Consider the following 23,829-nt stretch of genomic DNA (forward strand, 5'->3'; position numbering starts at 1 on the left):
ATACTTAATCAATCGAATTGGTAAAAGTTGCGTCTGGACGCTTATTTACAGTAACGCTTCAATGGACTTTTTATCTTTATCAGGCATGTTGTCGACCACCAAATTAAACGAATTATCAATCATACGCTCAATTTCACCCTGTGGCACAGTCCCATCCAAAATCACAGTATTCCATAAGCGTTTATTCATATGATAACCAGGAATAACGGCAGGGAAAATGTCCCGTAATGATTGCGCCTCATCAGGATCGCATTTTAAGTTTAGCCACCAAATAGGTTCGCCATTTTCATCAGTTTCACCCTCATTGCTAAGTGCAAGAGTGGCAAACATTTTATGATTTACTTTATACACATCAACATCTTTAGCAAAAGGCTGGGTTAGTTTAACTAACGGCTTGTTCATTAAATAGGTATGTACAGTTTGTTGGTTCATGAGCCATTCCTTGAGGTCATAATCGATAACTTAACCATAGCAGCTTTTTGCCACTAGATAACACGAGTTTAAGTCTAAATTACAGATTTATGAGTCAGTACGAAGTAAGAAGCTAATCATATCACTTTATTGTTGAACAAAATCAGTTTCGTGGTATGTTTCTCGCAATCAAAAAAACAATAGGAATTCACCCATGCCAAAGGCAAGTGATGTTAAAAAAGGGACGGCTATTGACTTTAATGGCCGTGTATTAGTAGTAAAAGATATCGTACGCTCAGTACCACAAGGTCGTGCCGGTGGTAGTTTATACCGTATGCGTTTATACGATGTGGTCACGGGTAGCAAAGTTGACGAAACATTTAAAGACAGCGATATGCTTAACCTTGCGGATTTAACCCGTCGTGAAGCCATGCTGTCGTACATTGATGGTGATGAGTATGTCTTTATGGATAACGAAGACTACACGCCTTACAACTTGGCTAAAGACGCCATAGCTGAAGAGATTCAGTTTGTTAACGAAGAGACCCAAGGCGTGCATGTTATTGTGATTGATGGTGCGCCAGTTGGGCTTGATCTTCCTTCAAGTGTTGAGCTTGTAGTTGAGGAAACCGACCCTTCAATTAAGGGGGCTTCAGCTAGCGCGCGTTCAAAGCCTGCTCGTTTATCAACCGGCTTAACTATTCAAGTGCCAGAGCATATTTCTACGGGCGATCGCATCCGTATTAATACCGCAGAGCATAAGTTTATGGGCCGTGCTGACAAGTAAGCCGCTATAAATCTATGTTGATTAGCCGAGTATTTAAGTTGCTCGGCTTTTTTGTGTCTGATTTGCCCCTCAAATTGATTAAGCATTATTGCTGATTAGCAGCATGCGTTGCTTCAAATTTAGCCAGTTTAACGCTATTATACGCGCCTTATTTTTGAGCTGGTTGAGGTGGTGGTGTTATTTATTTTACTTAGCGGTGTATTTATAGCGCTTATGTACTTAGAAACCATTAAAAAGGGCATGCCTGTTAAACGCTGGTTATTTTTAGGTGGCGTGTTTGGTCCTGTTGCTTGGTGCTTGTTTAATATGCATTATCGACGTGCATTGATACGCAATATAGGTGTAAATGCATGTCTATGGCGTGCTTAACTGGTCGCTCTAATTAAACTGAGTTTTGATTGGCTTTGTTGTTGTTTTAAAAACGCAGTAAATTCACCTTTTGAGAGTGGTTTAGAGTAGTAATAACCCTGCAGTGTTTCACAGTTTAGCTCTTCAAGTATGCTTATTTGCGACGCTTGCTCCACCCCTTCGGCAACTACATGCAAATCAAGGTTATGCGCAATAGTGACGATAGAGTCCACCATATTGCGGCCACGTTCAGTCTTCATATCATCGATAAAGGCTTTATCTACCTTAAGCGTATTGAGTGGAAACTGCTTTAAATACGCAAGTGATGAATAGCCGGTACCAAAGTCATCCATTGCTAAGTGAATTCCACGGGCACTTAAAGAGCGCATAATCGCAATGGCTTCTTGTGGATCGTCCATTACGGTGCCTTCAGTTATCTCAAGCTCTAAAAAGTACGAAGGCAGTTCATTTTTTTGTAAAATCACATCTATGCGCGAGGTTAGATCGGGTAGGCTAAATTGTTTTGCTGATAAGTTAACAGCAACACGAGCATTAAATAAGCCTGCATCTAACCACTGTTTTACATCGCGACAAGCTTTGTTTAAAACTACTTCACCAATTTCAATAATTTGCCCTGTTTCTTCGGCAATTGGAATAAATACCCCTGGGCTAATAACCCCCTTTTTCGGGGTAATAAAACGTACCAACGCTTCCATTCCAGCAAGCTTACCAGTACGAATATTCATTTTAGGCTGGTAATACACCTCAAAATGATCTTCTTTTAAGCCAAAGCGCATTAGGTTTTCTATTTGCAGTCGTTTTACTGCTTGGCGGTTCATGGTGTCATTAAAGAACAGGTAGCTGTTACCTTTCTTTTTAGCATGATACATCGCAGTATCGGCGTTCTTTAATAGTATTTCGGGGGTGTTACCATCTTCGGGGAACAACACTATACCAACGCTTGAGGTGATAGCAAGTTCATGGCCTGCCATTTTAAATGGTGTAGCTATGGCCGCCAAAAACTGTTTAGCCATGCGAGTGATAGTGAGAATATCGTTGGTGTTTGACATAACTAGCGCAAATTCATCGCCGCCAAGGCGATAAAATACGTCATTTTCACGGGTGAGCTTATTTAAACGCATAGCAAGCTTTGCCAGTAAACTATCACCTAATTGATGGCCTAATGAGTCGTTTATCTTTTTAAAGTTATCTAAATCAAATACGAGTAATGCATGATGAGAGTGCTGCTTTGCGAGTTTTTGTAAGTCAGAAAAAAACAAATTACGGTTAGGTAAGCTGGTGGTGCGATCTCGGTTTGATAAATTATTCAGTTCAGATTCGGTCTTTTTACGTTCGGTTAAATCTGAATACACCACCACATAATTGGTTATTTGATTTTGTGCGTTTTTAATTTCGTCTATTGAGATTTCAAATGGCAGCAGAGCATGATCGCTATTGCGAAGCTTTACTTCTTCTTGAATATGTTCGTGCTTTCTAACTGTGTTTTTTATGGATTCTATATAGCTTTTGTCGTAACCGGCTAAATGAAACTCTTTCTTTAGGTATTGCTCGCGTACGCCGCCAAACAAAGTTAAAAAGCTTGGATTAATATCCACAAGCCTAAAGTCTTTATCATAAATGGCCAGCGCATCAGTGAGTGACTCAACACATTTTGCAAATAAGTTAAGTCGATCTTCCGTTGATTTTAACTGCGAGATATCTCTGACTGTGCCAGTCATTCGCAGTGGGCTTAGGTTAGCGTCTTTTTCAATGATTTTTCCGCGGTCGAGCACCCAGTGCCATTTACCAAAGCTGTCTTTAATACGATAAGTTGCTTCAAAAAAAGTACTTTCTTCGGCAAAGTGTTTTTTTAGTAGGTAATCAACATGGGTTAAATCGCGGGGGTGGATCAAGCTTTTATTCGGTGGAAATTCTACTAGGTTATTACTATTCATCACGTATTTGTCATTGATACGAATAACTTTACCGGTTTTGATATTCCAATCCCATAGAGTATCACCACTGCCTTCTACGGTACTTTTTAATCGTTTTTCAGAAAGCTGTAATTGAGAGTGTGAACGCTTGAGTGAGTGAACAATCGTTAACAAATAAACCACAACTAACGACATTATTGCGCACACGCTCACGACCAACGCATTTAAATTCAAGTTAAACGATGACTCGAATGCACTCGCTGAGTAGGCTGTGGCCAAAGAGGCCAACAATAGAATGTATTTTATTATTTTTATTTTTTTCATTGTCTTACTTCTTATTAACAAAAGACAATCTAAATCAAGCGCGAGCAAGAGTCAAAGAGAATGCGAATAAAGTGGTAGTTTCTCAGACAAATTCACAGATTTGGCACTTAAAAGCTCATATCTTGGGCGATCTGCATTAAAAATTTCAGCGGCGTAGGCTTTTAAATCTTCAAGCGTTAATGCGTTTAAAGAATCCAGCAGGCGTTGCTGCATATTAAACCGATGATCGCCATTACCTATAGCAAGCCATAAACGTTGTGAACGCAAACGCAAATTTTTGTCTTTTTCAGCAATATGGGTTGTTAATCCATGTTTTTGTTGCAGCCAGTCTTGTTCTGTTAGTTCATTAATTGTTGCTAAATACTGGCTAATAAATAAATTATGCCTGTGCAGTAACGTGGTGGGCTCAAATTTTGGTGATTGTATATAAAAGGCAATACCAGCACGGGTATTAAAAGGAGCGTATCCTGCGCCTACTAAATAACCGAGTTGTTGCGTGGTTCTGAGTTCATTAAAGTAATCTTGATTAATTAAATGATTTAGCGCCATCATTTTCACTTTTTCATTAACGTCATCGCTTTGTGCTTGGTAGTAAATCACCATGGCATTATCGCTGCAGGCAAGTTCAAGCTCGTAGCGGGTCACTTTAGTAATTTCATAAAGTGGGCGCTTTAAATCGTCGATAACGGCTGATTTTTTAAGGTGCTGGGCGACCTTCTTTTGAAACTCAAGCGCATCATTTTGCTGCCAATTACCATGTAAAAAAGACTCAACATGAAGGGCATTAAAAAACGCTTGTCTAAATTCATTAAACTGATGGAAACAGGTGTCTTTGAGTGCATTTGCTAACTCGTCAGGCTGAGGATTCCACGGCATTATTTTAGCGCCTAAAATACTAAATAGCTCACTAACGGGTTTGTTTTGATTGCTATTACGCCAGTGTCTAACTAATTGCTTTTTATATTCTGCAAAGCGTTTGGCACAAATTTTTACGTTAAATAGTGCATCAATCAGCTGATCGACTAATTCGAGTTGGCTTGAAGAAAGCCCCGCAGTGTGAAGCGTTAAGCCACCTTGATGAGAGGTTAAGTGATAACTTAAGCCCGCAAGTTCCGCTGGGTAAAACTGTTCGCCAACACTGTCCATGAATAAATCTGAAAATAACCGCGTCAGTGCCATATGTTTCACATCTTTTACTGCAAAGTCAGAGTCCATGGCTAAATAAAAATGCCCTTTGGCGACTCTAAAGGTGGCGTCTTGTTTAAACCAAAAGTCAAAGCCTGCTTCTTTTACCAGTAATGTTGGATGTCGTTGCTGTGATTCAACCGGATATAAAATGACATCTTTAGCTAAATAAGGATTAGCCGTGGGCAATAGCATTTCACTTTGTGGCTGGCTAATCTGTGCAAGTGCTTCGAGCCAATGTAGCGACAATTTTTCAATTTTATAGGGGGTGTTATACCAAGCAGCTGTGTGTTCAGGCTCTACATCAGGATGAATAAGCACTAAACGCATGTTGTGCGGAGTTAACCACTGCATAGCCATTTCATGCGTGCTGGCTTTAAAGCCCTCCATTAAATAGTCACCCTGTAAGTAATTAACTTCATCGTAATGTTGCATGTTAATACTTAAATTACTGACCCAATCAATTAGGCGAGACTTTTCTTGGTTATCAAATGCGATTTGTAATAGTTTTTGCTTATCTTGATATAGGCGAGGTAATTTGCTGGTGTTGTTATTAATTAAACAAATGTATTCAAACACCATTTCAATAATATCTTCGTAGTATTCAATGCCTTCATCGGTCAGCGCCATACTAATATTAAAGTCTTTAAAATTACTGCCATTAATTCCGCCACCTGCAGAGAGGGCATTGATCCAACCTTGCTCTTTAAGCACAGAATACAACGAGCCTTGCCCCTCATAACCTAGTAAGTGCGCAATAAAGCTGACCGTTTTATGACGATAAAAATCGTCAATGTTTGGCATGGCAAAGCTAATAATCAGCTTTTGTACATGCTTGTGTGGCTCAATATGAAGCAACTTACCCAAGTCTTGGCTGCGATAAAGCGGCGCTTCTATAGGTGGCTTTAATTGGTGTTTATCTCCCTTTATCTGGGAGAAATACTGGGTTGCCCATGCCTCAAGTGTATCTAATGACTGATTGGCACAAATCACTAAAGTCATCCACTGAGCTTGGTAATGCTGATTAAAAAAGTCACGTAATTCATCACTAATACAGCGTTGTCTATCGGCTAACGTTTGTAAGTTGCCCACTGAGAACTTAGTAAAAGGATGTTCTGGGTTAACCGTTTCTTTATGCACTTGATAAATTCGACGGCCATCGTCTTTAATTTTTAATTTAAACTCAGCCTCAATAGCATTACGTTCTTTTTCTGTTTCAGCGGGGTTTAGTGTGGGCGCTATAAAAAACCGACTAAATTGTGCTAATGCTGTTTCAATATGATGGTTATTAATATCAAAGAAATAGCAGGTATGCTCTGTGCCAGTCCACGCGTTGGTATTGCCACCAGACTGCGAGACAAAATTATTAAAACTTCCTGATTCAGGATAAAGGTCAGTGCCTAGAAACAACATATGCTCTAAAAAGTGCGCTAGGCCTTGTCTATCAAGCGGATCATCAAAGTGACCAGCGTTAACAGCCATGGATGCGGCAGCTTTTGCTGAGTCTTGATCGTGCACTAAAAGTACTTTTAGACCATTGTCCAGTGTTAGTGTGCGGTAAGCTCTGTTATCATTGGTGCTGATTTTCAAATGATGCTCCTGAAACTAAACGTATAATTGTTAACAACAGATGATAACTTCAGGAATGCAATGCTATTTACCTGAACATCATGAAAGAACTATTTTAAGAAAATAAATAGGTTTGAGTTATTAATATAGCGGAAATTCGAGCAAACTGGCTACTGTTTTATATTCTTTAATTGGTTGATTTTTTATGAAAACAATCTTGATAATGCGTCATGGTGAAGCAATACCGATGCACTCTGATGATGTCAGTAGAAATTTGACTCCTTTGGGCCATCAGCAGGTAGAAAAAATGGGGCTGTGGTTACAAAAAAAACATGCTCCAACGGGGTTATTAGTGAGTCCTTATGTAAGAGCGCAGCAAACAGCTGAGGGTGTTAAAAAAAATAATACCTTTTTATTTGAAGAGACCTGCCAAGATATTATTCCTGAAGGTAACCCGCAGGTTGCTGCAGATTATTTAGAAACGTTAATAGCGCTTCATCCAGAATGCGATACTTGGCTTGTGGTTGCCCATATGCCTATGGTGAGCTATTTGGTTGATCAGTTGTGTGCTGGGCACATGCCTATTTTTAATACCGGCGCTGTTGCACAAATTAGTTATGATGAAACTCGCCATAAAAGTGATTTTATCACCATTAATGCACCAGCGAATGTAGATGCATAGCGTGTAAACGAGCATTTAGCTAAGCCACTTTCTGTTAGATAAATGCCAATACTTTTAGGTATTTGTCTACAGTAGAATTGTTAACCACATACTAAAACTCACCACACTCAAAACTGTCGATAAAACAACCGCACTGGCTAACGTATCTTGATGTTGTTTTATTTGGCATGCAATTAAGTACGCATTAACCCCCAAGGGCGATGCGCTCAATAATACGAGTACTTTTAAGAGTGACTCATTAATAGCAAATACATGTGAGCCTAACACTAATACTAAGGCGGGCAATATAACTAGCTTTAACAGGCTGGCAATAGCTGCCGCTTGCCAGTTATCGCTAATTTTATAAAAAGCTAAGTTTGCGCCTAAAACAAATAACGCACAGGCAATGGCAGGTTTAGCTAAAAGCGCTAAGCCATTAGTTAAATCAGAAAATAAAGTAATCCCTGCTAAATTTACCAACAAACCCGTGCTAATACTCAATACGACAGGGTTGAGTAGCATATTTTTGGCAAATGTTGACCAAGAAAACACATGACTGGCACTGTTTGCACTAATTAAAAAGGTAAGGGTGAACAATAGCGCGCTATGAAAGGTGATGATCATAAAAATAATGCCCATCATTTGCTCACCTAATGCTGCAATAATAATGGGCAAGCCCACCAATACGGTATTTGAATAACTACTGCCAAGGGCAAATACACTGTGACGTTCATATTGAGGATGTTTAGAGAGAGTGTAGCGGTCAATAATGAGCGCAAAAAAATAAATTAAAATAACGGGAATATAAAAGCTTAAAAAGCCATTTAAGCTCACGCTGGTTTTTAGGTCTGCCTGGGCCATATTTAAAAATAAAAAACTGGGTACACTAATGTAAAAAGTAAATTTACTGAGCCCTGTTATATGAATGCGTTCTAAAAACTGACTTCGGCTTGCTGTGTAGCCGCATAACACAATAAAAATAAGCGGAAATATAATCGAAAATATATGCACTAAAAAAGACTCTTATTGATTGGCTCTAGTGCTCAGCGTCTAAACTCATCACTTTGCGGTAAGTTAATTAATATGAGTACCGCCCCTTTACCGCCATACTCAAGCGGAGCTTGGTGCATAGCAATTACATCGGGGTGTTGCACTAAATATTGCGGTACTTTATGCCTGAGGATATGGCCGCCAATTCCGTGTACAACACAGGCACAATAGTAATGCTTTTTTTTACACTCATGAATAAGCCCTGCGAGTTCATCTTTGGCTATCTCTTTATTTAAGCCATGCAGGTCGAGGGTTAAATCAGGAATAAAATCCCCTCGACGAAGTTGTTTGGCTAAAAAACGATCCTGACCCTGTTGTACATAATTAACGGTACCATGTGTGTCTATATCGGGTACATATTCATCAGAAAAGAAAAATTCTGACTGTTGTTGCTTTTTTTGCTGGGCAAATTGCTTCGCTTGTGACACTTTAGGTTTATTGCTAAAACGGTGAGTGTCTTGTTTAAATACACGCGCACCACTGATACTTTGACGGAACAAGTCAATGTCGTCAGGACTAATTAAGCTGTTTGAGTGGAGATCTTTTTTCATAGCGGCAGTCTAAACAAAAAAGCGGTAAAAATCGAGTAAAAAGGTGTGATACCCAAGCAGCTTTGAGGTGCATAGTACAGCGCCATTAAGGTTAGTTTAAAAGCGATTTATACTGCGTTATTGATTTGAACAATAGAGTGACTATTATTTGCAATCAAAGCCTTACCTAAATCGCTTTTAACACTAACTGCGCTCGCACCTAGAGGTGGCTTGGGTATACAATAGGGCAATCATGGGGCCAATGATGCGCCCCGATTGAGTTTATTTTTTTTGAAAGTAGCAGGCAGATAATACTGATGAGTGAATTACTAATAGAAGAAGCAACCCTAGATGAAGCTGTTGCAGAACTTTCAACCTTACACGATTGGCTTCGTTGGACAACTAGTCAATTTGCAAGTAGCGGTATTTTCTTTGGTCATGGCACCGATAACGCATGGGATGAAGCGGTAAGTTTGTTATTACCAGCGCTTAGTTTGCCTATCGATGCACCCAAAGAGCTGATGCATGCGCGTTTAACCAGTACTGAAAAAAATCGTTTAGCGGGCTTGATTGCCGAGCGCATTAACGATTTTACCCCAGTACCTTACCTTACCAACATTGCATGGTTTGCTAACATGCCATTTTATGTGGATGAACGCGTATTAATTCCTCGCTCGCCTTTTGCTGAGCTTATTAATAATCGCTTCACCCCTTGGTTAGAAAAACCAGAGTCAGTAGGGCGTATTTTAGATTTATGTACAGGCTCAGGTTGTATTGCTATTGCCTTGGCACAAGCGTTCGAAAATGCGCAAGTTGATGCGGTTGATATATCCTATGAAGCGCTTGAAGTGGCTGATATTAATATCACTGACTATCAACTAAGTGATCGCGTACTACCGATTCAGTCTGACGTATTCAGTGGTGTACCTGGGCAAAAATACGACTTAATCGTAGCAAACCCGCCGTACGTTGATGCTGAAGATATGGCTGATTTACCACGTGAATTCCACCATGAACCAGAACTAGGATTAGCATCGGGACACGATGGCCTTGATGTAACACGTACTATTTTAGATCAAGCTAGTGAGCATCTAACAGATAACGGTTTGTTATTTGTCGAAGTAGGTAACTCTATGGTACATATGGATGCACTGTATCCAGGCGCACCATTTGAATGGATTGAGTTTGAACAAGGCGGATTAGGGGTGTTTGTTATTAGCAAACAACAACTAGATACCTACTTTGCACAGTAATAATTAGTACTAGCCATTCATCCGAAATGGCTGGGCAAAACAATAGCCGAGTTAATCCTCGGCTATAAGTCATTAGGAATGAGGAAAGTTAATGGCAGGTAATAGCATAGGGCAGTTATTTAAAGTGTCCACCTTTGGCGAAAGCCACGGCGTTGCATTAGGCGGCGTAGTGGATGGCACGCCCGCAGGCCTTGAAATCACTGAGGCCGACATACAACACGATTTAGACAGACGCAAACCTGGGCAAAGTCGCTATACCACGCAGCGCCGTGAGAGCGACCAAATCAAAATTTTAGCGGGCGTTTTTGAAGGTAAAACCACTGGTACCAGCATTGGTTTATTAATTGAAAATACCGATCAACGTTCACAAGATTATGGCAAAATTAAAGATGTATTTCGCCCAGGCCACGGTGACTATACCTACTGGCACAAATACGGCCTTCGCGATTACCGTGGTGGTGGCCGTTCATCTGCGCGCGAAACCGCTATTCGGGTTGCCGCAGGCGCTATTGCTAAAAAGTATTTAAAGCAATTTCATGGTATTGAAGTACGTGCGTGTTTGAGCCAATTAGGGCCAATTAAAGCCGAAAATTACGATTGGGATGAGGTGGAAAATAACTTATTCTTTTTCCCAGACGCTAGCAAGCTTGAAGCACTCGATGAATATATGCGCGAGCTTAAAAAGCAAGGCGATTCAGTGGGTGCCAAAGTAAAAGTAGTGGCTAAAAATGTGCCAGTTGGTTTAGGTGAGCCGGTATTTGATAGGCTAGATGCCGAACTTGCCCATTCATTAATGAGTATTAACGCTGTAAAAGGCGTTGAAATTGGCGATGGCTTTGATGTGGTTGAGCAAAAAGGCTCAGAGCACCGTGATGAGTTAACCCCTGATGGTTTTACCTCAAATCATGCCGGCGGCGTATTGGCAGGTATTTCTACAGGGCAAGATATAATCGCATCCATTGCGCTTAAGCCAACATCAAGCATTACCATTCCCGGTAATAGTATTAATACCGAAAATGAAGCGGTCGAGATGATCACCAAAGGTCGTCACGATCCTTGTGTAGGCATTCGTGCTATTCCGATTGCTGAGGCAATGATGGCCATTACTTTAATGGATCATTTACTACGTCAACGCGGTCAAAACCCACATGTTAACCACGAACATGGGCCAATTAAAGGCGCTATTTAAGCGCGCTTTACTATAAATTAATAATAAACGCGCACTAGCGCGTTTATTATGTACAGGCTATACATCTTTATTGCCGCTCAATAATTTCCATGTGCTTAGCGCACCTAAAAATAAAGAGCAGTTATTATGCAAAAAAATAATCAATCTCACGTTACACAAGCTGAATATAAAGCCACCATAAAACGGCTTGAAGAGTTTAGCCGCTTTACCGACAGCAGCATTGGTATTCCGTTTACTAAATTTAGTTTCGGTGTCGAATCATTGATAGGGCTATTGCCAGTGGTAGGCGATTTAGCCGGGCTTATTTTATCTGGGTATGTACTAATTGAAGCGCAGCGATTGGGTGTTGGTAAGCGAGTAAAAAGCCGGATTATTTTAAACATGTTAGTTGATTTTGTAGGTGGGCTTATTCCATTTTTTGGTGATATTTTTGATGCCATGTTCAAAGCAAATACGCGCAACACCCGCATACTTAAAAAGCATTTAAGCGATAAGCTAACCACAAATCCATAAACCATTTAAGTTAATAAATGTGTAATTAGCTCCCATTATTAATTATTTATTTGGTATCAAAGAAGTACTTAGCGATGACCTGTTTTTGTTGCCCAAACTGATCAGAAATTCCAATTCCAATCCCAATTATTTCACCTTGTGCTTGCGGTGGCTCAGCTTGCATGACTTTATTAAACGCAGCCAATGCAGGGTTTTGCTCATTTGCAAGTAGGGTTAAATGTGGCTGAAAGTTTTGAAACACATTTGGGCTACCATAACGCTCAAAGGCCACGAGTTTATTAGGGTAATGCTTTACCCAACTTGGTACTGGCGCTTGATGATCGCGAAGTGGCTCAAGTTTAAGTGTCACTTCATCGGCTAAGCGTTGTAACTGATAAGATTTTTCTAAGTCTATAAAGGCCCAATTACTGGCAGATACACTAAACCCATTGGCTTTAATTTCAAAAGGTTGATGTTTCTTTACAATACGCCCCACCACCTGCTTAATTTCATTTTGTGCCTCTTGCGGATAATCAGTCAAATATAATGTGGCATGCACGGGTAAGCCTTGCTGATAAAACGTGGTTATTTGCTGTTTGGCTAGTTCATTGCTGGTTGTAGCCATGAGCTCAACAATTGGCGAAGAGGGAATAGCAAACACGTTAATACTCACGCTTTTTGCATAACTATTGGCAGAGGCACTCAGTAGCGCTAAAAAAGTAAGAATGCTAACTGGCCATGCTTTAGTGGTGTGTTGTTTAACCATAAGAGTGTATTCATTTAGGTTTTTAGTTTGCATATGGTAAGCGCAATTAGGTGTTCAGTAAATAAAGGCATAAAGTTTTTAAATTTCTGATTTTGTGACTAATATTATTTTAGCTCAAACAATTAATGATTAACTTACTTCATAGGCTTTGAATATTGCTAAATTGCAATTTTCAACGACGTATATTTACTGCTTTTAAAAGTGTCGCAAGGAACGTTCAATGATATTTAAAGCGCTTAAAAAGTTAACAAAAACAGTACGCTTTTCTATTCGTTTGACGGTTGTGGCAGTATTTGTGTTGGCAACGTCTATTACCGCTATTATAGCTACAAGCTTACAGTATTATTTCAGTGAAAAAATGGCGCTCGAGTCGAACGTGCAACACTTTAATATGACCACTCAATCGGTTGCTGATTACCTAACACGCATTAATGAAAAATCTGAAAATACTTTATATATGATGGTAAAAAACACCTCGTTAGTCGGTGAAAACCTTTCAGATAAAACAGAGCTACGAAATGTATTAAGTGAAATGATGGATTTGAACCCTTTGTTTTATGCTTTTTATATGGGCTATAACAATGGTGACTTTTTTGAGGTTATTAATCTTGAAAGTAGTGCGATGGTTCGTCAGCGCCTTGGTGCAACGGATAATGACCGCTGGGTCGTTATTCAAATAAAATCTGAAGAAGGGCAAAGAATACAGCAAACGCTTTATTTTGATGCGTCATTTAGCTTAAGAGAAAAAACCAAAAAACCGACGTATTTTGATCCCCGCGAGCAAGCATGGTTTAAGCAAGCAAACTCACAGCAAGTAAACAAAACCAAGCCTTATCTATTTACCCATTTACAAACCTCTGGGCAAACGTATTCGATTAAAATAGCGGGTAAAAACCATGTGCTTGGCTTAGGGATTATCGTTGATAACATGTCTAATTATTTAATCGAACAGCAACAGCGTTTGGAGATGCACAGCTCAACACAGTTACTTATTTATAACCGAGAAGGAGAAATTATTGCTTCAAATCAGCCGTTTAGCTCAACGGTTGAGGCAAGGCTAAATCGGTTAATACTGGATGAGCAACAGCAAAAAATAGTTGCCAAATATCCTACTATCACAGTTTCAAATGAAACCAATTGGGCACCTATGGATTTTAGTGTCAGTGGTAAGCCTAAAGGCTACAGTGTTGAATATATAAATGCGATTGCTGAACTGTTGGGTATTAAGGTTAATTATATTAATGGACTCAGTTGGCAAGAATTACTTAATTTATTTGAAAATAAGCAGATAGATGTGATTCATCCGGTACTTAATACACCATCGAATAATACATTGGGTATGCTCAGTACACCCATGGTAAATTTGCCTTTAAGTATCGTTAATCAACAAAACAACCCACCAATTACCCATATGCAGCAACTTGCTGGTAAGTCAGTTGCGGTGGGAGAGGGCTGGTCAATTGTAAAAATATTACGAGCGCAATTTCCAGAAATTAACCTCGTGGAAGTTCCCAACACAAAGGCGTTGTTAATGCATGTTGCCAATGGTGATACTTATGCGGGAATAGACAGCAAAGCCGTATTGCAATATATACAGCAGCAATTTTTTATTGAGGGGATCCAGTACAATCCGCTTGATGAAGACAGTGCCGCGCTTTTTTCAAATGACTACCATTTATTGTTTCAAAACCAAGACGCACAATTAAAAGCTTTGTTTGATTACGCCGCCACGCAACTTCCTCTGCAATTTAAACAACAGCTTAGTGATAAATGGCTCAATACTAACTCAGGGAAAAAATCAAAAATTGTAGGCACTGTTCCTGATGAGCAATTAATCACTTTATTGGATGATGATAGTAACTTCTCTAAGCTACAGTTAGTGAACATTAATGGTAAAGAACAGTATGTTTTTATTAAGCCACTATCTGATTATTTAGCGCTAGCTAGTACGGGCTATTTAGCCATTATGGTTTCTAAAGAAGATGTATTGAGCTCCACAAGAGAAAAAATAAAGCTTTCAATAATAATTACGGTTGCCTGCTTAATTATGATGTTACCAGTGTCGTGGTTTTTTGCATCCCCCATTGTCGGTCCTATTAAAACGCTGGTGGGTGAAAACAATAAAATTAAAAATCGGCAGTTTAAACAAGTCTCGACTTTAAAAAGTCATATTAAAGAAATTAATACGTTAGCTTACTCTATGGTTGATATGAGTAAGTCGATACAGCAACATGAAGACAGTCAAAAAGCACTCATGGCGTCGTTTATCGAGTTAATAGCACAAGCCATTGATGATAAATCTCCCTATACAGCGGGGCATTGCGAGCGCGTACCTGAACTCGGTATTGAGCTTGCTAAGGCTGCTTCAGAGTCAGAGTTACCGGCTTTTAAAGGGTTTAAGTTTAAAAATGATGATGAGGTTGAAGAATTTAGTTTAGCCGCTTGGCTACATGATTGCGGTAAAATAACCACTCCAGAGCACATAGTTGATAAAGGCACTAAGCTGGAGACTATTTATAATCGTATTCATGAAATTAGAACGCGTTTTGAGGTACTTTGGCGAGATGCCGAACTTGATTACTATAAATCATTGCAACACAGTCCTCAAAATCAGCTCGACTTAACCAAGCAGTTGGCAGCTAAACAGCAACAGTTGCTGGACGACTTTGCTTTTATTGCACAATGTAATATTGGCGGCGAAAAAATCACAGAAGCTGCCCTTGAGCGTTTAACTGCGTTGAGTAATATTACTTGGCAGCGTCATTTTGACGATAAGTTGGGGCTTTCACCAGTAGAAATGTATCGCTATGAAGGGACTGATGACACGCTGCCCATCACAGAAAAATTACTCAGTGATAAATCTTGGCACTTAATTCCTCATGATAAGCCGATTGAATATGATGAGCGTTTAGGGATTAAAATTGCCCCATGTAAATATAAATATAACCTAGGGGAGCTTTATAATTTAACAGTTTCAAGAGGCACTCTTACTAAAGAGGATAGGTTTAAAATTAATGAGCACATGATAAGTACGATACGTATGCTCGATACACTGCCGTTCCCTAAAGAACTTGAGCGCGTACCGCGTTATGCCTCTACCCATCACGAAACATTAATCGGCACAGGCTATCCGCGTAAACTCAATGCGGATGACTTATCGATACCAGAACGAGTATTGGTGCTAGCTGATATTTTTGAAGCCCTAACGGCGGCCGACAGGCCCTATAAAAAGGCAAAAACACTCAGCGAGTCGATGAGTATATTAGCCAAAATGGTGGCCGATCATCATGTTGATAAAGCCGTGTTTGAACTGTTTTTAAGTTCAGGTATTTATCTTGATTACGCTAAACGCTACCTCAGTGCTGAACAAATAGATGAGGTAGATATCTCTCAATACTTGTCATAACAACAATGAGCATGACTCAGCGTGTGTAAACTTAAAGAGATTTATGTGAACATCGCTTTAAATCGCTAGCTTTTTACTTTGTGCAGAAAAGTACGTACAATTCGCCTCGTTTTTAGTGCGCTTTATATTAGTTTTATATGGCTATAAAGCATCGGGTTCAAACGAGTATACGAAATATTTATGCATCAAATAGCGGATTTAATTTCTATTTTCGAACACACTTTTTTCCAAAGCTATAATACGCGTTTGGTAAAAGGTGAGCACGAGCCTATCTACATTCCCGCAAATGATACAACGCCTTATCATCAAATTGTATTTGCCCATGGTTTTTACGCCAGTGCGCTGCACGAAATAGCCCATTGGTTAGTGGCAGGTTCTCAGCGCCGCTTAGTTGAAGATTATGGTTATTGGTATTGCCCCGACGGGCGCGATGCTTCACAGCAAGCAGAGTTTGAATCTGTAGAGGTAAAACCCCAAGCAATAGAGTGGGCGCTCAGTGTGGCCGCGGGATTTGATTTTAACGTATCGGTAGATAATTTAAATGGTGAACAAACCTGTCGATTTGCGTTTCAATCGCGTGTACATGCAAAGTTATTACAGCTGCTGCAAGACGGATTTAATCCACGTACTACAAGGTTACTAAAAGCACTGTGTAAATTTTATAACACAACGTGGCCTTTAAATGCTGCGCAGTTTTCATGGCATTCTCCCGAGGAGCTAAAAGATGCAGTTTAAGTTAGGGCTGATTGTAAACCCGGTTGCAGGATTGGGCGGTAGCGTGGCGTTAAAAGGCAGTGACGGCGAAGACACCGCCGCTAAAGCCATTGCATTAGGCGCTGAGCCTAAATCAAATAGTCGCACTAAAGCTGCACTTGAAGTGCTTGTACCTCATCAGTCAAATATTACTATTTATACTGTTAATGATGAAATGGGGGAGCAAACAGCAAAATCACTCGGCTTTAATACGCAAGTGGTTTATCAAAGTAGCTCACCCACAACCAGTGACGATACTGAAGCGGCAGCTCGTTTATTACAGCAGCAAGGTGTAGATTTAATTTTATTTGCAGGTGGCGATGGCACAGCACGTAATATTTGCCATGCGGTAGAAGGCTCTGTACCTGTGTTGGGCATTCCTGCAGGGTGTAAAATTCACTCTGGAGTATATGCCATAACGCCAAAAGCTGCAGGCCGCGTAGTTGAAATGTTAGTTAAAGGTGAGTTGGTAACGCTAAGCGATGCCGATGTCATGGACATTGATGAAGTCGCCTTTCGCCAAGGAACAGTAAAAGCAAAACGTTATGGCGAAATGCAAGTACCCAGTGAAGTGCGCTATGTACAAGCGGTTAAAAATGGCGGTAAAGAAACCGATGAATTGGTACTTGCTGATATTGCCGCTTATGTGGTCAGTGAAATGGATGCCGATACCCTCTATGTAATGGGCAGTGGCTCTACCGTTGGCGCGGTGATGGAAGAAATGGGGCTTGAGAATACGCTGCTCGGTGTTGATTTAGTTGAAGATCAAGCTTTAGTAGGCCAAGACTTAACAGCTCAACAATTACTTGAACTTACGACAGGGCGTGAGACAAAATTAGTGATCACTCTAATTGGCGGTCAAGGGCATATTTTTGGTCGAGGCAATCAACAACTCAGTCCTGCGTTAATTAAAGCGATAGGCCGCGACAATATTATTGTCGTGGCAACAAAAACCAAATTACAGGCTTTAAATGGCCGACCGCTAATTTGTGACACCGGCGATAGCGAGTTAGATGATGAATTAAGCGGTTATATCCGTGTAACCAGTGGGTTTAACGACCATATTATGTATGCAGTAGGTCATCAAGATGGGCTGCACCTTGAGGAGAAGTAACACATGAGTTTAGTAAATTACATAGATGCTGCGCAGCAATATTTTGATGATTTAGTGATAAAAGCCACTGATGATGAGCTATTTGCCGGCGGTTATTTACGCGGCCACTTTGACTTAGCCGTAGGTTATGCACAAGTTGAGGAGCTAAATTTAGAAATTACTGAGCTAAACGACACGGTTGAAAAAAGCTTAGTAAAAGCTTATCGCAACGGCGAACTTAATGAAGACGATAAAGCACTCGTAGTAAGAATATGGGATGAAGTAAAAGCTCTTGCATAAGCTTTTTTATTCATTTATAACTGCGCGGCCACTGAGCCGCGTTTTTTTGTGCCTAAAAAAGAACTTGTTTATTCAGTTAAAATTTACCTCATTCCTTAGATACGCTAAAGTAGCGTAGTCTAAATTCTAGGGAACAAGTGAAATGAATAACAATAATGATGCGACAATGCCAACGGGCATAGTTGCGCGATTTTTAAATTTTGTTGAGCGGGTAGGGAATAAGCTGCCTGATCCAGCAATTATCTTTTTGTTTGCCATGTTATTAATCTGGTTTTTGTCTTGGTGGTTTTCAAGCGTCACATTTGATGCAATAGACCCTCGTACTGGCGAAGCCATTATCATTAATAACATGCTTGCCAGCGATTCGTTGGCCACTTTTTTATCTTCTATGGTAAAAACATTCACCGGTTTTGCGCCACTGGGTGTAGTGCTGGTTGCAATGCTAGGTGTGGGCGTTGCAGAGCATTCGGGCTTTATTAATACCGGCCTTAAATTAATGCTCAAAGTAACGCCTAGAAAATTACTAACACCCTCAATTATTTTAGTGGCTATTGTGAGCCATACGGCGACCGATGCAGGGTATGTGCTGGTTATTCCACTTGCTGGGGTAATATTTTTTGCAGCAGGTCGTCATCCGCTTGCCGGTATTGCAGCGGCATTTGCCGGGGTAAGTGGTGGCTTTGGGGCTAACTTTATTCCATCTGGAATTGACCCGTTACTGCAAAGCTTTACGCAAAGTGCAGCACAAATTATTAATCCAACAATGAGCATTAACCCGCTTAATAACTGGGGCTTTGCTTCAGCATCAAGTTTATTTATTGTGATGCTAGGTTGGTATATCACCGATAAAATTATTGAACCACGTTTAAAAAATTCACCCGTTGATGGCGAAACTCAAGACCTACCAGCATTTGAAGATGCGCGTAGTGACGAAAAGCGCGCCTTTCTTATTGCAAGTAGCGTAATGATTGCAGGTATTGCGTTATTAGCGTACGTATCCGCACCAGCTGATTCAGCGATGCGCAGCAGCGATGGCTCTTTAACAAACTTTAGCTCACCACTAATGCAATCAATAGTACCGCTGATATTTTTGTTATTTTGGATCCCAGGCGCAGTATATGGTTTTACCGTAGGCACCTTTAAAACCTCTAAAGACATGATAGATGCAATGAGCAAAGCCATGAATGGTATGGCGTATTACATTGTTATGGCATTCTTTTGTTCATTATTCATTGCTGCATTTAGTAAATCAAACCTAGGTGCATTGCTTGCAATTGAAGGGGCTCAAGTATTAAAAGCAATGGAGTTACCGAGCTCTGTAACGGTCGTAGGGATTATTTTCTTAACTGGTTTTGTAAACTTATTTGTTGGTTCAAGTTCGGCTAAGTGGGCACTATTAGGTCCGGTATTTGTGCCTATGCTAATGCAACTCGGTATTTCGCCAGACTTAACGCAAGCGGCGTACCGTGTGGGAGATTCTAGCTCTAATATTATCACCCCGCTCATGCCATACTTCCCGCTGGTGGTGGTGTACTGCCAAAAATACGTTAAAGGCACAGGCATAGGTACGCTTATCGCGATGATGCTACCGTACTCAATTGCCTTTATGATTGGCTGGAGTATCTTCTTGCTAGGCTACTGGGCACTCGGTATCCCATTAGGACTTGATGCCAGCTACGTTTACCCAGCAGTAGCGCCTTAACTTAAATCTTGATTCATAAACCTCACTCACTCGAGTGAGGTTTATATAAAAGTGCTGTAATATTCAAAGTAAGTCTAAGTTACCTTTCTAAATCTCTCACTATATAGCCAAACAAACTGGCCTCACCAAGAATATAAACATAATCGTTTTTGTTATTGATTATTGTAGACTTATCTTCGTACCATCTAAAATCATGAGTTTCGTTTGTTTTAGGATCTTTAAAATATAAACGAGTACAACTATCTTCATAATCAGAACCACACTTTTGTACATCAGTTAGGATATATTCCTTATACCAATAGTCGCCTTGCGTGTAGTAAGCCCATAACTTAATGGGGGCAGAGAATAAAAAATAGAGACTTGCATAGATTAACAAAGGGATTAATGGATACGCGAATATTAATGATAATTTCGTTTTTGTATCTGAAAAACTATATTTAAGATGCTCCCTGTATTTACTGCAGCGTCTATATTTATTGAATACAAGTATATTTAAATAGATGAATGATACGCCACAAATAATAGGGAGTGCTATAAAGAAAATAACGTCGTATATTTCATTTGTGATAAATGGTGGATCTGTAAAGTCCATTAAGATAGGAATAATGATACATAATAAAATAGGGAACATTATTGCTACAAAGAGTAAGTTGTCGTAATTTCTTTTCAATTTTTAATTCGTCCATGAATTATAGCCTTTGCTTAGTTTACATAAATTTTATTGTTTTAAAAATCAAAGAAAACATGTTTATACACATTAAGTAATCTGAGTTTTGGATAATAAAGCTATCTCAATCAGCTTTTTCAACGCTAATTACGTTGAATTTACTTACAATAGGCTAGCTATTGACGCGTAATTTCGCCTTGTTTTCACTGCAATCTCTGGTTAGAGAAAACAAAAAAATATTTTTAATTCAATATTTTAGTTAAGTGCCTAATACTGACTTGCGGCTTCAAGTTACGGAAATTAAGCTGATACCTGAATTCCAGACACAAAAAAACCTTGGCACTTTCGTGGCAAGGTTTTTTTACTAAAGGGTCGTTGCTTACTTAGCGGTGAAGCTAACTGGGCGACGTTCTTTACGAGGACCGCTACGCTTATCAGGGCGTTGGCCTTCTTTATTAAAGCTACGCTTCTTGTCACCAGCAGGGCGTTCAGAACGCTCGCCGCGTGGCTCAGAAGGGCCTTGATCTTGTGTTAATGTCATACCCATTGGGCGTTTACAAATAAACACTTTTTGGAAGTGATCAAGTACATCTTTAGGCATGTTTTGCGGTAATTGTACCGTACTGTGACTGTCGTGAAGACGAATGTCACCGATAAACTTGCTTGAAATGTCTGCTTCGTTAGCAATTGCGCCAACAATGTTCTTAACCTGAACACCATGCTCACGACCTACTTCGATTCGGTATGTATCCATAGGGCCTGCATCACGGCTGTTGCGCTCGCGTGGTTTACGCTCAGCGCGCTCACCACCGCGTTCAGGGCGTTCGTTACGACGACCACGGTCATTGCTACGAGGATTACGATCATTACGTTCGTTACGCTCACGCGGTTGAATCTTAACTTCTTCAACTTTAATTGGTGATTGTTGCTGTGCTAAACACAGTAACGCACCCGCTAAGTCTTCAGGAGCAAGCTCAAGTTTTTGTGCCATGTTAGCAGCCACTTCATTGAAGAAAGTAATATCTTTGTTTTCAAGAGCAAGCGTAAGCTTTTCTTGTAAGGCATTGATACGTTTTTCTTCAACAACTTTAGCTGTAGGTAATTCAACTTGTGCGATTTCAGATTTAGTATGACGAATGATATTTTTAAGTAAATAACGCTCGTTATGCTTAACGAAAAGAATCGCTTTACCAGTACGACCAGCACGACCTGTACGGCCGATACGGTGAACGTAGGCTTCAGAGTCTTGTGGAATGTCGTAGTTGATAACTAAGCTTAAACGGTCTACATCAAGACCACGTGCCGCTACGTCTGTTGCAATAACAACGTTTAGCATGCCGCTTTTTAAACGATCAACCGTGCGCTCACGCGCTTGCTGGTTCATGTCACCGTTAAGTGGCGCTGCAGAGAAACCTTCGCGCTCTAATAACTCAGCAAGTTGCACTGTATCGTTACGCGTACGTACGAAAACAATAGCACCTTCATATTGTTCAGCTTCTAAGAAACGAACAATCGCTTTATTTTTATGAACATGGGCATTCCAAAACACTTGTTCAACTGATGATACAGTTGAGTTGCGCGCAGAAATATGAACCTGTTCAGGGTTATTCATATATTTGCTGCTGATGTTTTGAATTTGCTTAGGCATAGTCGCAGAGAAAAGACATGTTTGCTTTTCACGCGGTGTTTTTTCCATGATGCTTTCTACATCATCGATAAAGCCCATACGTAGCATTTCATCGGCTTCATCAAGTACAAGTGCTTGTAAAGCATCAAACTTGATAGTGCCACGGTTTATGTGATCGATTAAGCGACCTGGTGTAGCAACGATAATCTGTGCGCCACGACGAAGTGCGCTCAGCTGGATGCTGTAGCTCTGGCCACCATAAAGTGCCAATACTTCAACACCACGAGTGTGTTTTGCATATTGTTCAAATGCCTCAGCTACTTGGATCGCAAGCTCACGGGTAGGTGTGAGTACAAGGATCTGTGGCTGTTTCACAGACGGGTCAATATTATTTAGTAATGGCAGTGCAAATGCTGCTGTTTTACCTGTACCCGTTTGTGCTAGTCCCAGTACGTCCTTTCTTTCTAGCAATAACGGTATACATTGAGCTTGGATTTCAGATGGTGTCTTGTAACCCAACTCTTCAACTGCCTTTAAAATTGCAGGAGAAAGATTTAGAGATTCAAACGTGACTGGTTCTGACATTAATACGCCTCAACGAATTTAAAGAGGCGCGCATTGTATAGGAAATGCGAGGCAAATGCTTGTATAAATTACAACTAATTTATATGTGTTTGATGTTGGTCGAAATTTAACCAGCCTCAATTGTGCGTTAATTGAGCTGGTTAACACTCTGTCTACAAAATTACTGGTAAAGGCCTAGGTTTTCTTTAGCATAAGCTTCAAATTCAGTGAATCCACCAATATGAGTTTGGTCTACAAAAATCTGCGGTACGGTTGGGCATGGTTTGCCTGCAGACTTCTCTAAATCTTCTTTACTGATACCTTCTTTGATGATGTCGATGTAGCGGTATTTAAAATCATCGCGATCATTAGCAAGTTGCTCTGCAACATCTTTAGCGCGAACACAAAAAGGGCAGCCTTCACGGCCAAAAATTACTGTTAACATAACGCTCTCCTCAAATTAGTTGACCCTAGTGTAACTAATTTCATTTTTTATTACAGTGCAAAAAAACGATTATTGCGTTCGCTTTTTTTAGGGCCTGTAAAAAAATAAAAATATTTTATAAAAAAATCTTGAAATAAAATTGCCCGCCCATAAATAGTTATTTGAGGACGCCTGATGGGTCTTCAGTAAATCAGAACTATCTGAAAATTATATTATTAATTAACTTTTGCCGTTACTTGTTCAAACGAAAAGTAGCAGCAATATATCGCTTAAATATGAGGATATTATTATGCGTACAGTAGATTTATCACCCCTATACCGTTCATTCATTGGTTTCGATCATTTAGCATCATTAATGGATGCCGCTGCACGAACTGATAAGCAGCCAAGTTTTCCTCCTTATAACATCGAAGCGCTTGATAAAGACAAGTACCGTATCACTATGGCAGTCGCTGGATTTAGTGAAGACGAGTTAACCTTACAATCTGAAAATAACACTTTGGTTGTATCAGGCACTAAAGCAGGTAAAGAGCAAAATGATGAGCGTAAATTTATTCATCAAGGGATTGCCGAGCGTAACTTTGAGCGTAAGTTTCAGTTAGGCGACCACGTTAAAGTACTTGGTGCAGACTTAGCCAATGGCTTACTAAGCATCGACCTTGAACGCGAAATCCCAGAAGCCCTTAAGCCACGTAAAATCGAGATTGGCTCAGGCAATATGCTAGAAAGCAAATAGTTAAGCTAGCACACGTATTTTCCCTGTGAAAAGCCGC

Annotated in this window: 20 protein-coding genes; 12 read left to right on the forward strand and 8 right to left on the reverse strand. The window is 40.1% G+C overall.

Translation table 11 applies throughout. The features are described from left to right. Positions 1 to 45: 45 nt before the first annotated feature. On the reverse strand, positions 46 to 432 hold the full coding sequence (locus AAGD16_RS05155) for an MmcQ/YjbR family DNA-binding protein (RefSeq protein WP_377114060.1): 387 nt from the start codon (positions 430 to 432) through the stop codon (positions 46 to 48). A gap of 193 nt (positions 433 to 625) precedes the next feature. Between AAGD16_RS05155 and yeiP the strand changes: the two genes are divergently transcribed. Both yeiP and AAGD16_RS05165 read left to right on the forward strand, forming a co-directional pair. Beyond that, on the forward strand, positions 626 to 1,198 hold the full coding sequence (gene yeiP / locus AAGD16_RS05160) for an elongation factor P-like protein YeiP (protein WP_024602810.1): 573 nt from the start codon (positions 626 to 628) through the stop codon (positions 1,196 to 1,198). A 174-nt stretch (positions 1,199 to 1,372) separates the two neighbouring features. Next, positions 1,373 to 1,567 (forward strand): hypothetical protein, encoded by a 195-nt coding sequence (locus AAGD16_RS05165; RefSeq protein ID WP_024602809.1) that lies wholly within the window; start codon positions 1,373 to 1,375, stop codon positions 1,565 to 1,567. Here the strand turns inward: AAGD16_RS05165 and AAGD16_RS05170 are convergent. After that, a complete protein-coding gene (locus AAGD16_RS05170) occupies positions 1,564 to 3,804 on the reverse strand; it encodes an EAL domain-containing protein (protein WP_377114065.1) in 2,241 nt (746 codons plus the stop codon). The two genes, AAGD16_RS05165 and AAGD16_RS05170, sit on opposite strands and share 4 nt — an antisense overlap. 51 nt (positions 3,805 to 3,855) lie before the next feature. Next, positions 3,856 to 6,579: an insulinase family protein gene (locus tag AAGD16_RS05175; RefSeq protein WP_377114068.1), complete on the reverse strand. Its 2,724-nt coding sequence runs from the start codon at positions 6,577 to 6,579 to the stop codon at positions 3,856 to 3,858. Between the two features lie 184 nt (positions 6,580 to 6,763). Between AAGD16_RS05175 and sixA the strand changes: the two genes are divergently transcribed. Then, a complete protein-coding gene (gene sixA, locus AAGD16_RS05180; protein ID WP_020476934.1) occupies positions 6,764 to 7,240 on the forward strand; it encodes a phosphohistidine phosphatase SixA in 477 nt (158 codons plus the stop codon). Between the two features lie 66 nt (positions 7,241 to 7,306). On the opposite strand, the gene AAGD16_RS05185 is transcribed toward sixA, so the two are convergent. Both AAGD16_RS05185 and smrB read right to left on the reverse strand, forming a co-directional pair. Further along, positions 7,307 to 8,230 carry an AEC family transporter gene (locus tag AAGD16_RS05185; protein WP_377114071.1) on the reverse strand — a complete coding sequence of 308 codons (924 nt, stop codon included), beginning with the start codon at positions 8,228 to 8,230 and terminating at the stop codon, positions 7,307 to 7,309. Positions 8,231 to 8,262: 32 nt separating this feature from the next. After that, positions 8,263 to 8,820 carry an endonuclease SmrB gene (gene smrB / locus AAGD16_RS05190; protein ID WP_377114074.1) on the reverse strand — a complete coding sequence of 186 codons (558 nt, stop codon included), beginning with the start codon at positions 8,818 to 8,820 and terminating at the stop codon, positions 8,263 to 8,265. Between the two features lie 296 nt (positions 8,821 to 9,116). Between smrB and prmB the strand changes: the two genes are divergently transcribed. From prmB to AAGD16_RS05205, 3 genes are all read left to right on the forward strand, one after another. Continuing rightward, positions 9,117 to 10,052: a 50S ribosomal protein L3 N(5)-glutamine methyltransferase gene (prmB, locus tag AAGD16_RS05195; RefSeq protein ID WP_377114077.1), complete on the forward strand. Its 936-nt coding sequence runs from the start codon at positions 9,117 to 9,119 to the stop codon at positions 10,050 to 10,052. 91 nt (positions 10,053 to 10,143) lie between these two features. Continuing rightward, entirely contained in the window at positions 10,144 to 11,241 is a 1,098-nt protein-coding gene (gene aroC / locus AAGD16_RS05200; RefSeq protein ID WP_076921556.1) for a chorismate synthase, read from the forward strand. A gap of 126 nt (positions 11,242 to 11,367) precedes the next feature. Next, a complete protein-coding gene (locus tag AAGD16_RS05205) occupies positions 11,368 to 11,754 on the forward strand; it encodes a DUF4112 domain-containing protein (RefSeq protein WP_028835364.1) in 387 nt (128 codons plus the stop codon). 46 nt (positions 11,755 to 11,800) lie between these two features. Here the strand turns inward: AAGD16_RS05205 and AAGD16_RS05210 are convergent, their stop codons facing one another. After that, entirely contained in the window at positions 11,801 to 12,499 is a 699-nt protein-coding gene (locus AAGD16_RS05210) for a 2'-5' RNA ligase family protein (RefSeq protein ID WP_028835363.1), read from the reverse strand. A gap of 220 nt (positions 12,500 to 12,719) precedes the next feature. Between AAGD16_RS05210 and AAGD16_RS05215 the strand changes: the two genes are divergently transcribed. The 5 genes from AAGD16_RS05215 (at position 12,720) to AAGD16_RS05235 (ending at position 19,753) form a co-directional block, all read left to right on the forward strand. Beyond that, positions 12,720 to 15,905 carry an HD domain-containing phosphohydrolase gene (locus AAGD16_RS05215; RefSeq protein WP_377114082.1) on the forward strand — a complete coding sequence of 1,062 codons (3,186 nt, stop codon included), beginning with the start codon at positions 12,720 to 12,722 and terminating at the stop codon, positions 15,903 to 15,905. A gap of 180 nt (positions 15,906 to 16,085) precedes the next feature. Beyond that, positions 16,086 to 16,640 carry an elongation factor P hydroxylase gene (locus tag AAGD16_RS05220; RefSeq protein WP_008114523.1) on the forward strand — a complete coding sequence of 185 codons (555 nt, stop codon included), beginning with the start codon at positions 16,086 to 16,088 and terminating at the stop codon, positions 16,638 to 16,640. Next, the gene (locus tag AAGD16_RS05225) at positions 16,630 to 17,772 is read left to right on the forward strand and encodes an ATP-NAD kinase family protein (RefSeq protein ID WP_377114086.1); all 1,143 of its coding nucleotides are present in this window, start codon (positions 16,630 to 16,632) and stop codon (positions 17,770 to 17,772) included. The genes AAGD16_RS05220 and AAGD16_RS05225 overlap by 11 nt, the downstream gene beginning before the upstream one ends. Positions 17,773 to 17,775: 3 nt before the next feature. Continuing rightward, positions 17,776 to 18,051, forward strand: coding sequence for a YfcL family protein (locus AAGD16_RS05230; RefSeq protein ID WP_024602794.1), 276 nt, complete (start codon positions 17,776 to 17,778; stop codon positions 18,049 to 18,051). 142 nt (positions 18,052 to 18,193) lie between these two features. Next, the gene (locus AAGD16_RS05235) at positions 18,194 to 19,753 is read left to right on the forward strand and encodes an AbgT family transporter (protein WP_033103877.1); all 1,560 of its coding nucleotides are present in this window, start codon (positions 18,194 to 18,196) and stop codon (positions 19,751 to 19,753) included. A 1,046-nt stretch (positions 19,754 to 20,799) separates the two neighbouring features. On the opposite strand, the gene AAGD16_RS05240 is transcribed toward AAGD16_RS05235, so the two are convergent. Both AAGD16_RS05240 and AAGD16_RS05245 read right to left on the reverse strand, forming a co-directional pair. Continuing rightward, a complete protein-coding gene (locus AAGD16_RS05240; protein ID WP_033103879.1) occupies positions 20,800 to 22,632 on the reverse strand; it encodes a DEAD/DEAH box helicase in 1,833 nt (610 codons plus the stop codon). A 160-nt stretch (positions 22,633 to 22,792) separates the two neighbouring features. After that, positions 22,793 to 23,056 carry a GrxA family glutaredoxin gene (locus tag AAGD16_RS05245; protein ID WP_008114535.1) on the reverse strand — a complete coding sequence of 88 codons (264 nt, stop codon included), beginning with the start codon at positions 23,054 to 23,056 and terminating at the stop codon, positions 22,793 to 22,795. A 289-nt stretch (positions 23,057 to 23,345) separates the two neighbouring features. Between AAGD16_RS05245 and AAGD16_RS05250 the strand changes: the two genes are divergently transcribed. Next, a complete protein-coding gene (locus AAGD16_RS05250; protein ID WP_008114537.1) occupies positions 23,346 to 23,792 on the forward strand; it encodes an Hsp20 family protein in 447 nt (148 codons plus the stop codon). Positions 23,793 to 23,829 lie beyond the last annotated feature (37 nt).

The organism is Pseudoalteromonas sp. M58 (assembly GCF_042604605.1).
GTDB classification, from domain to species: Bacteria; Pseudomonadota; Gammaproteobacteria; order Enterobacterales; family Alteromonadaceae; genus Pseudoalteromonas; species Pseudoalteromonas tetraodonis.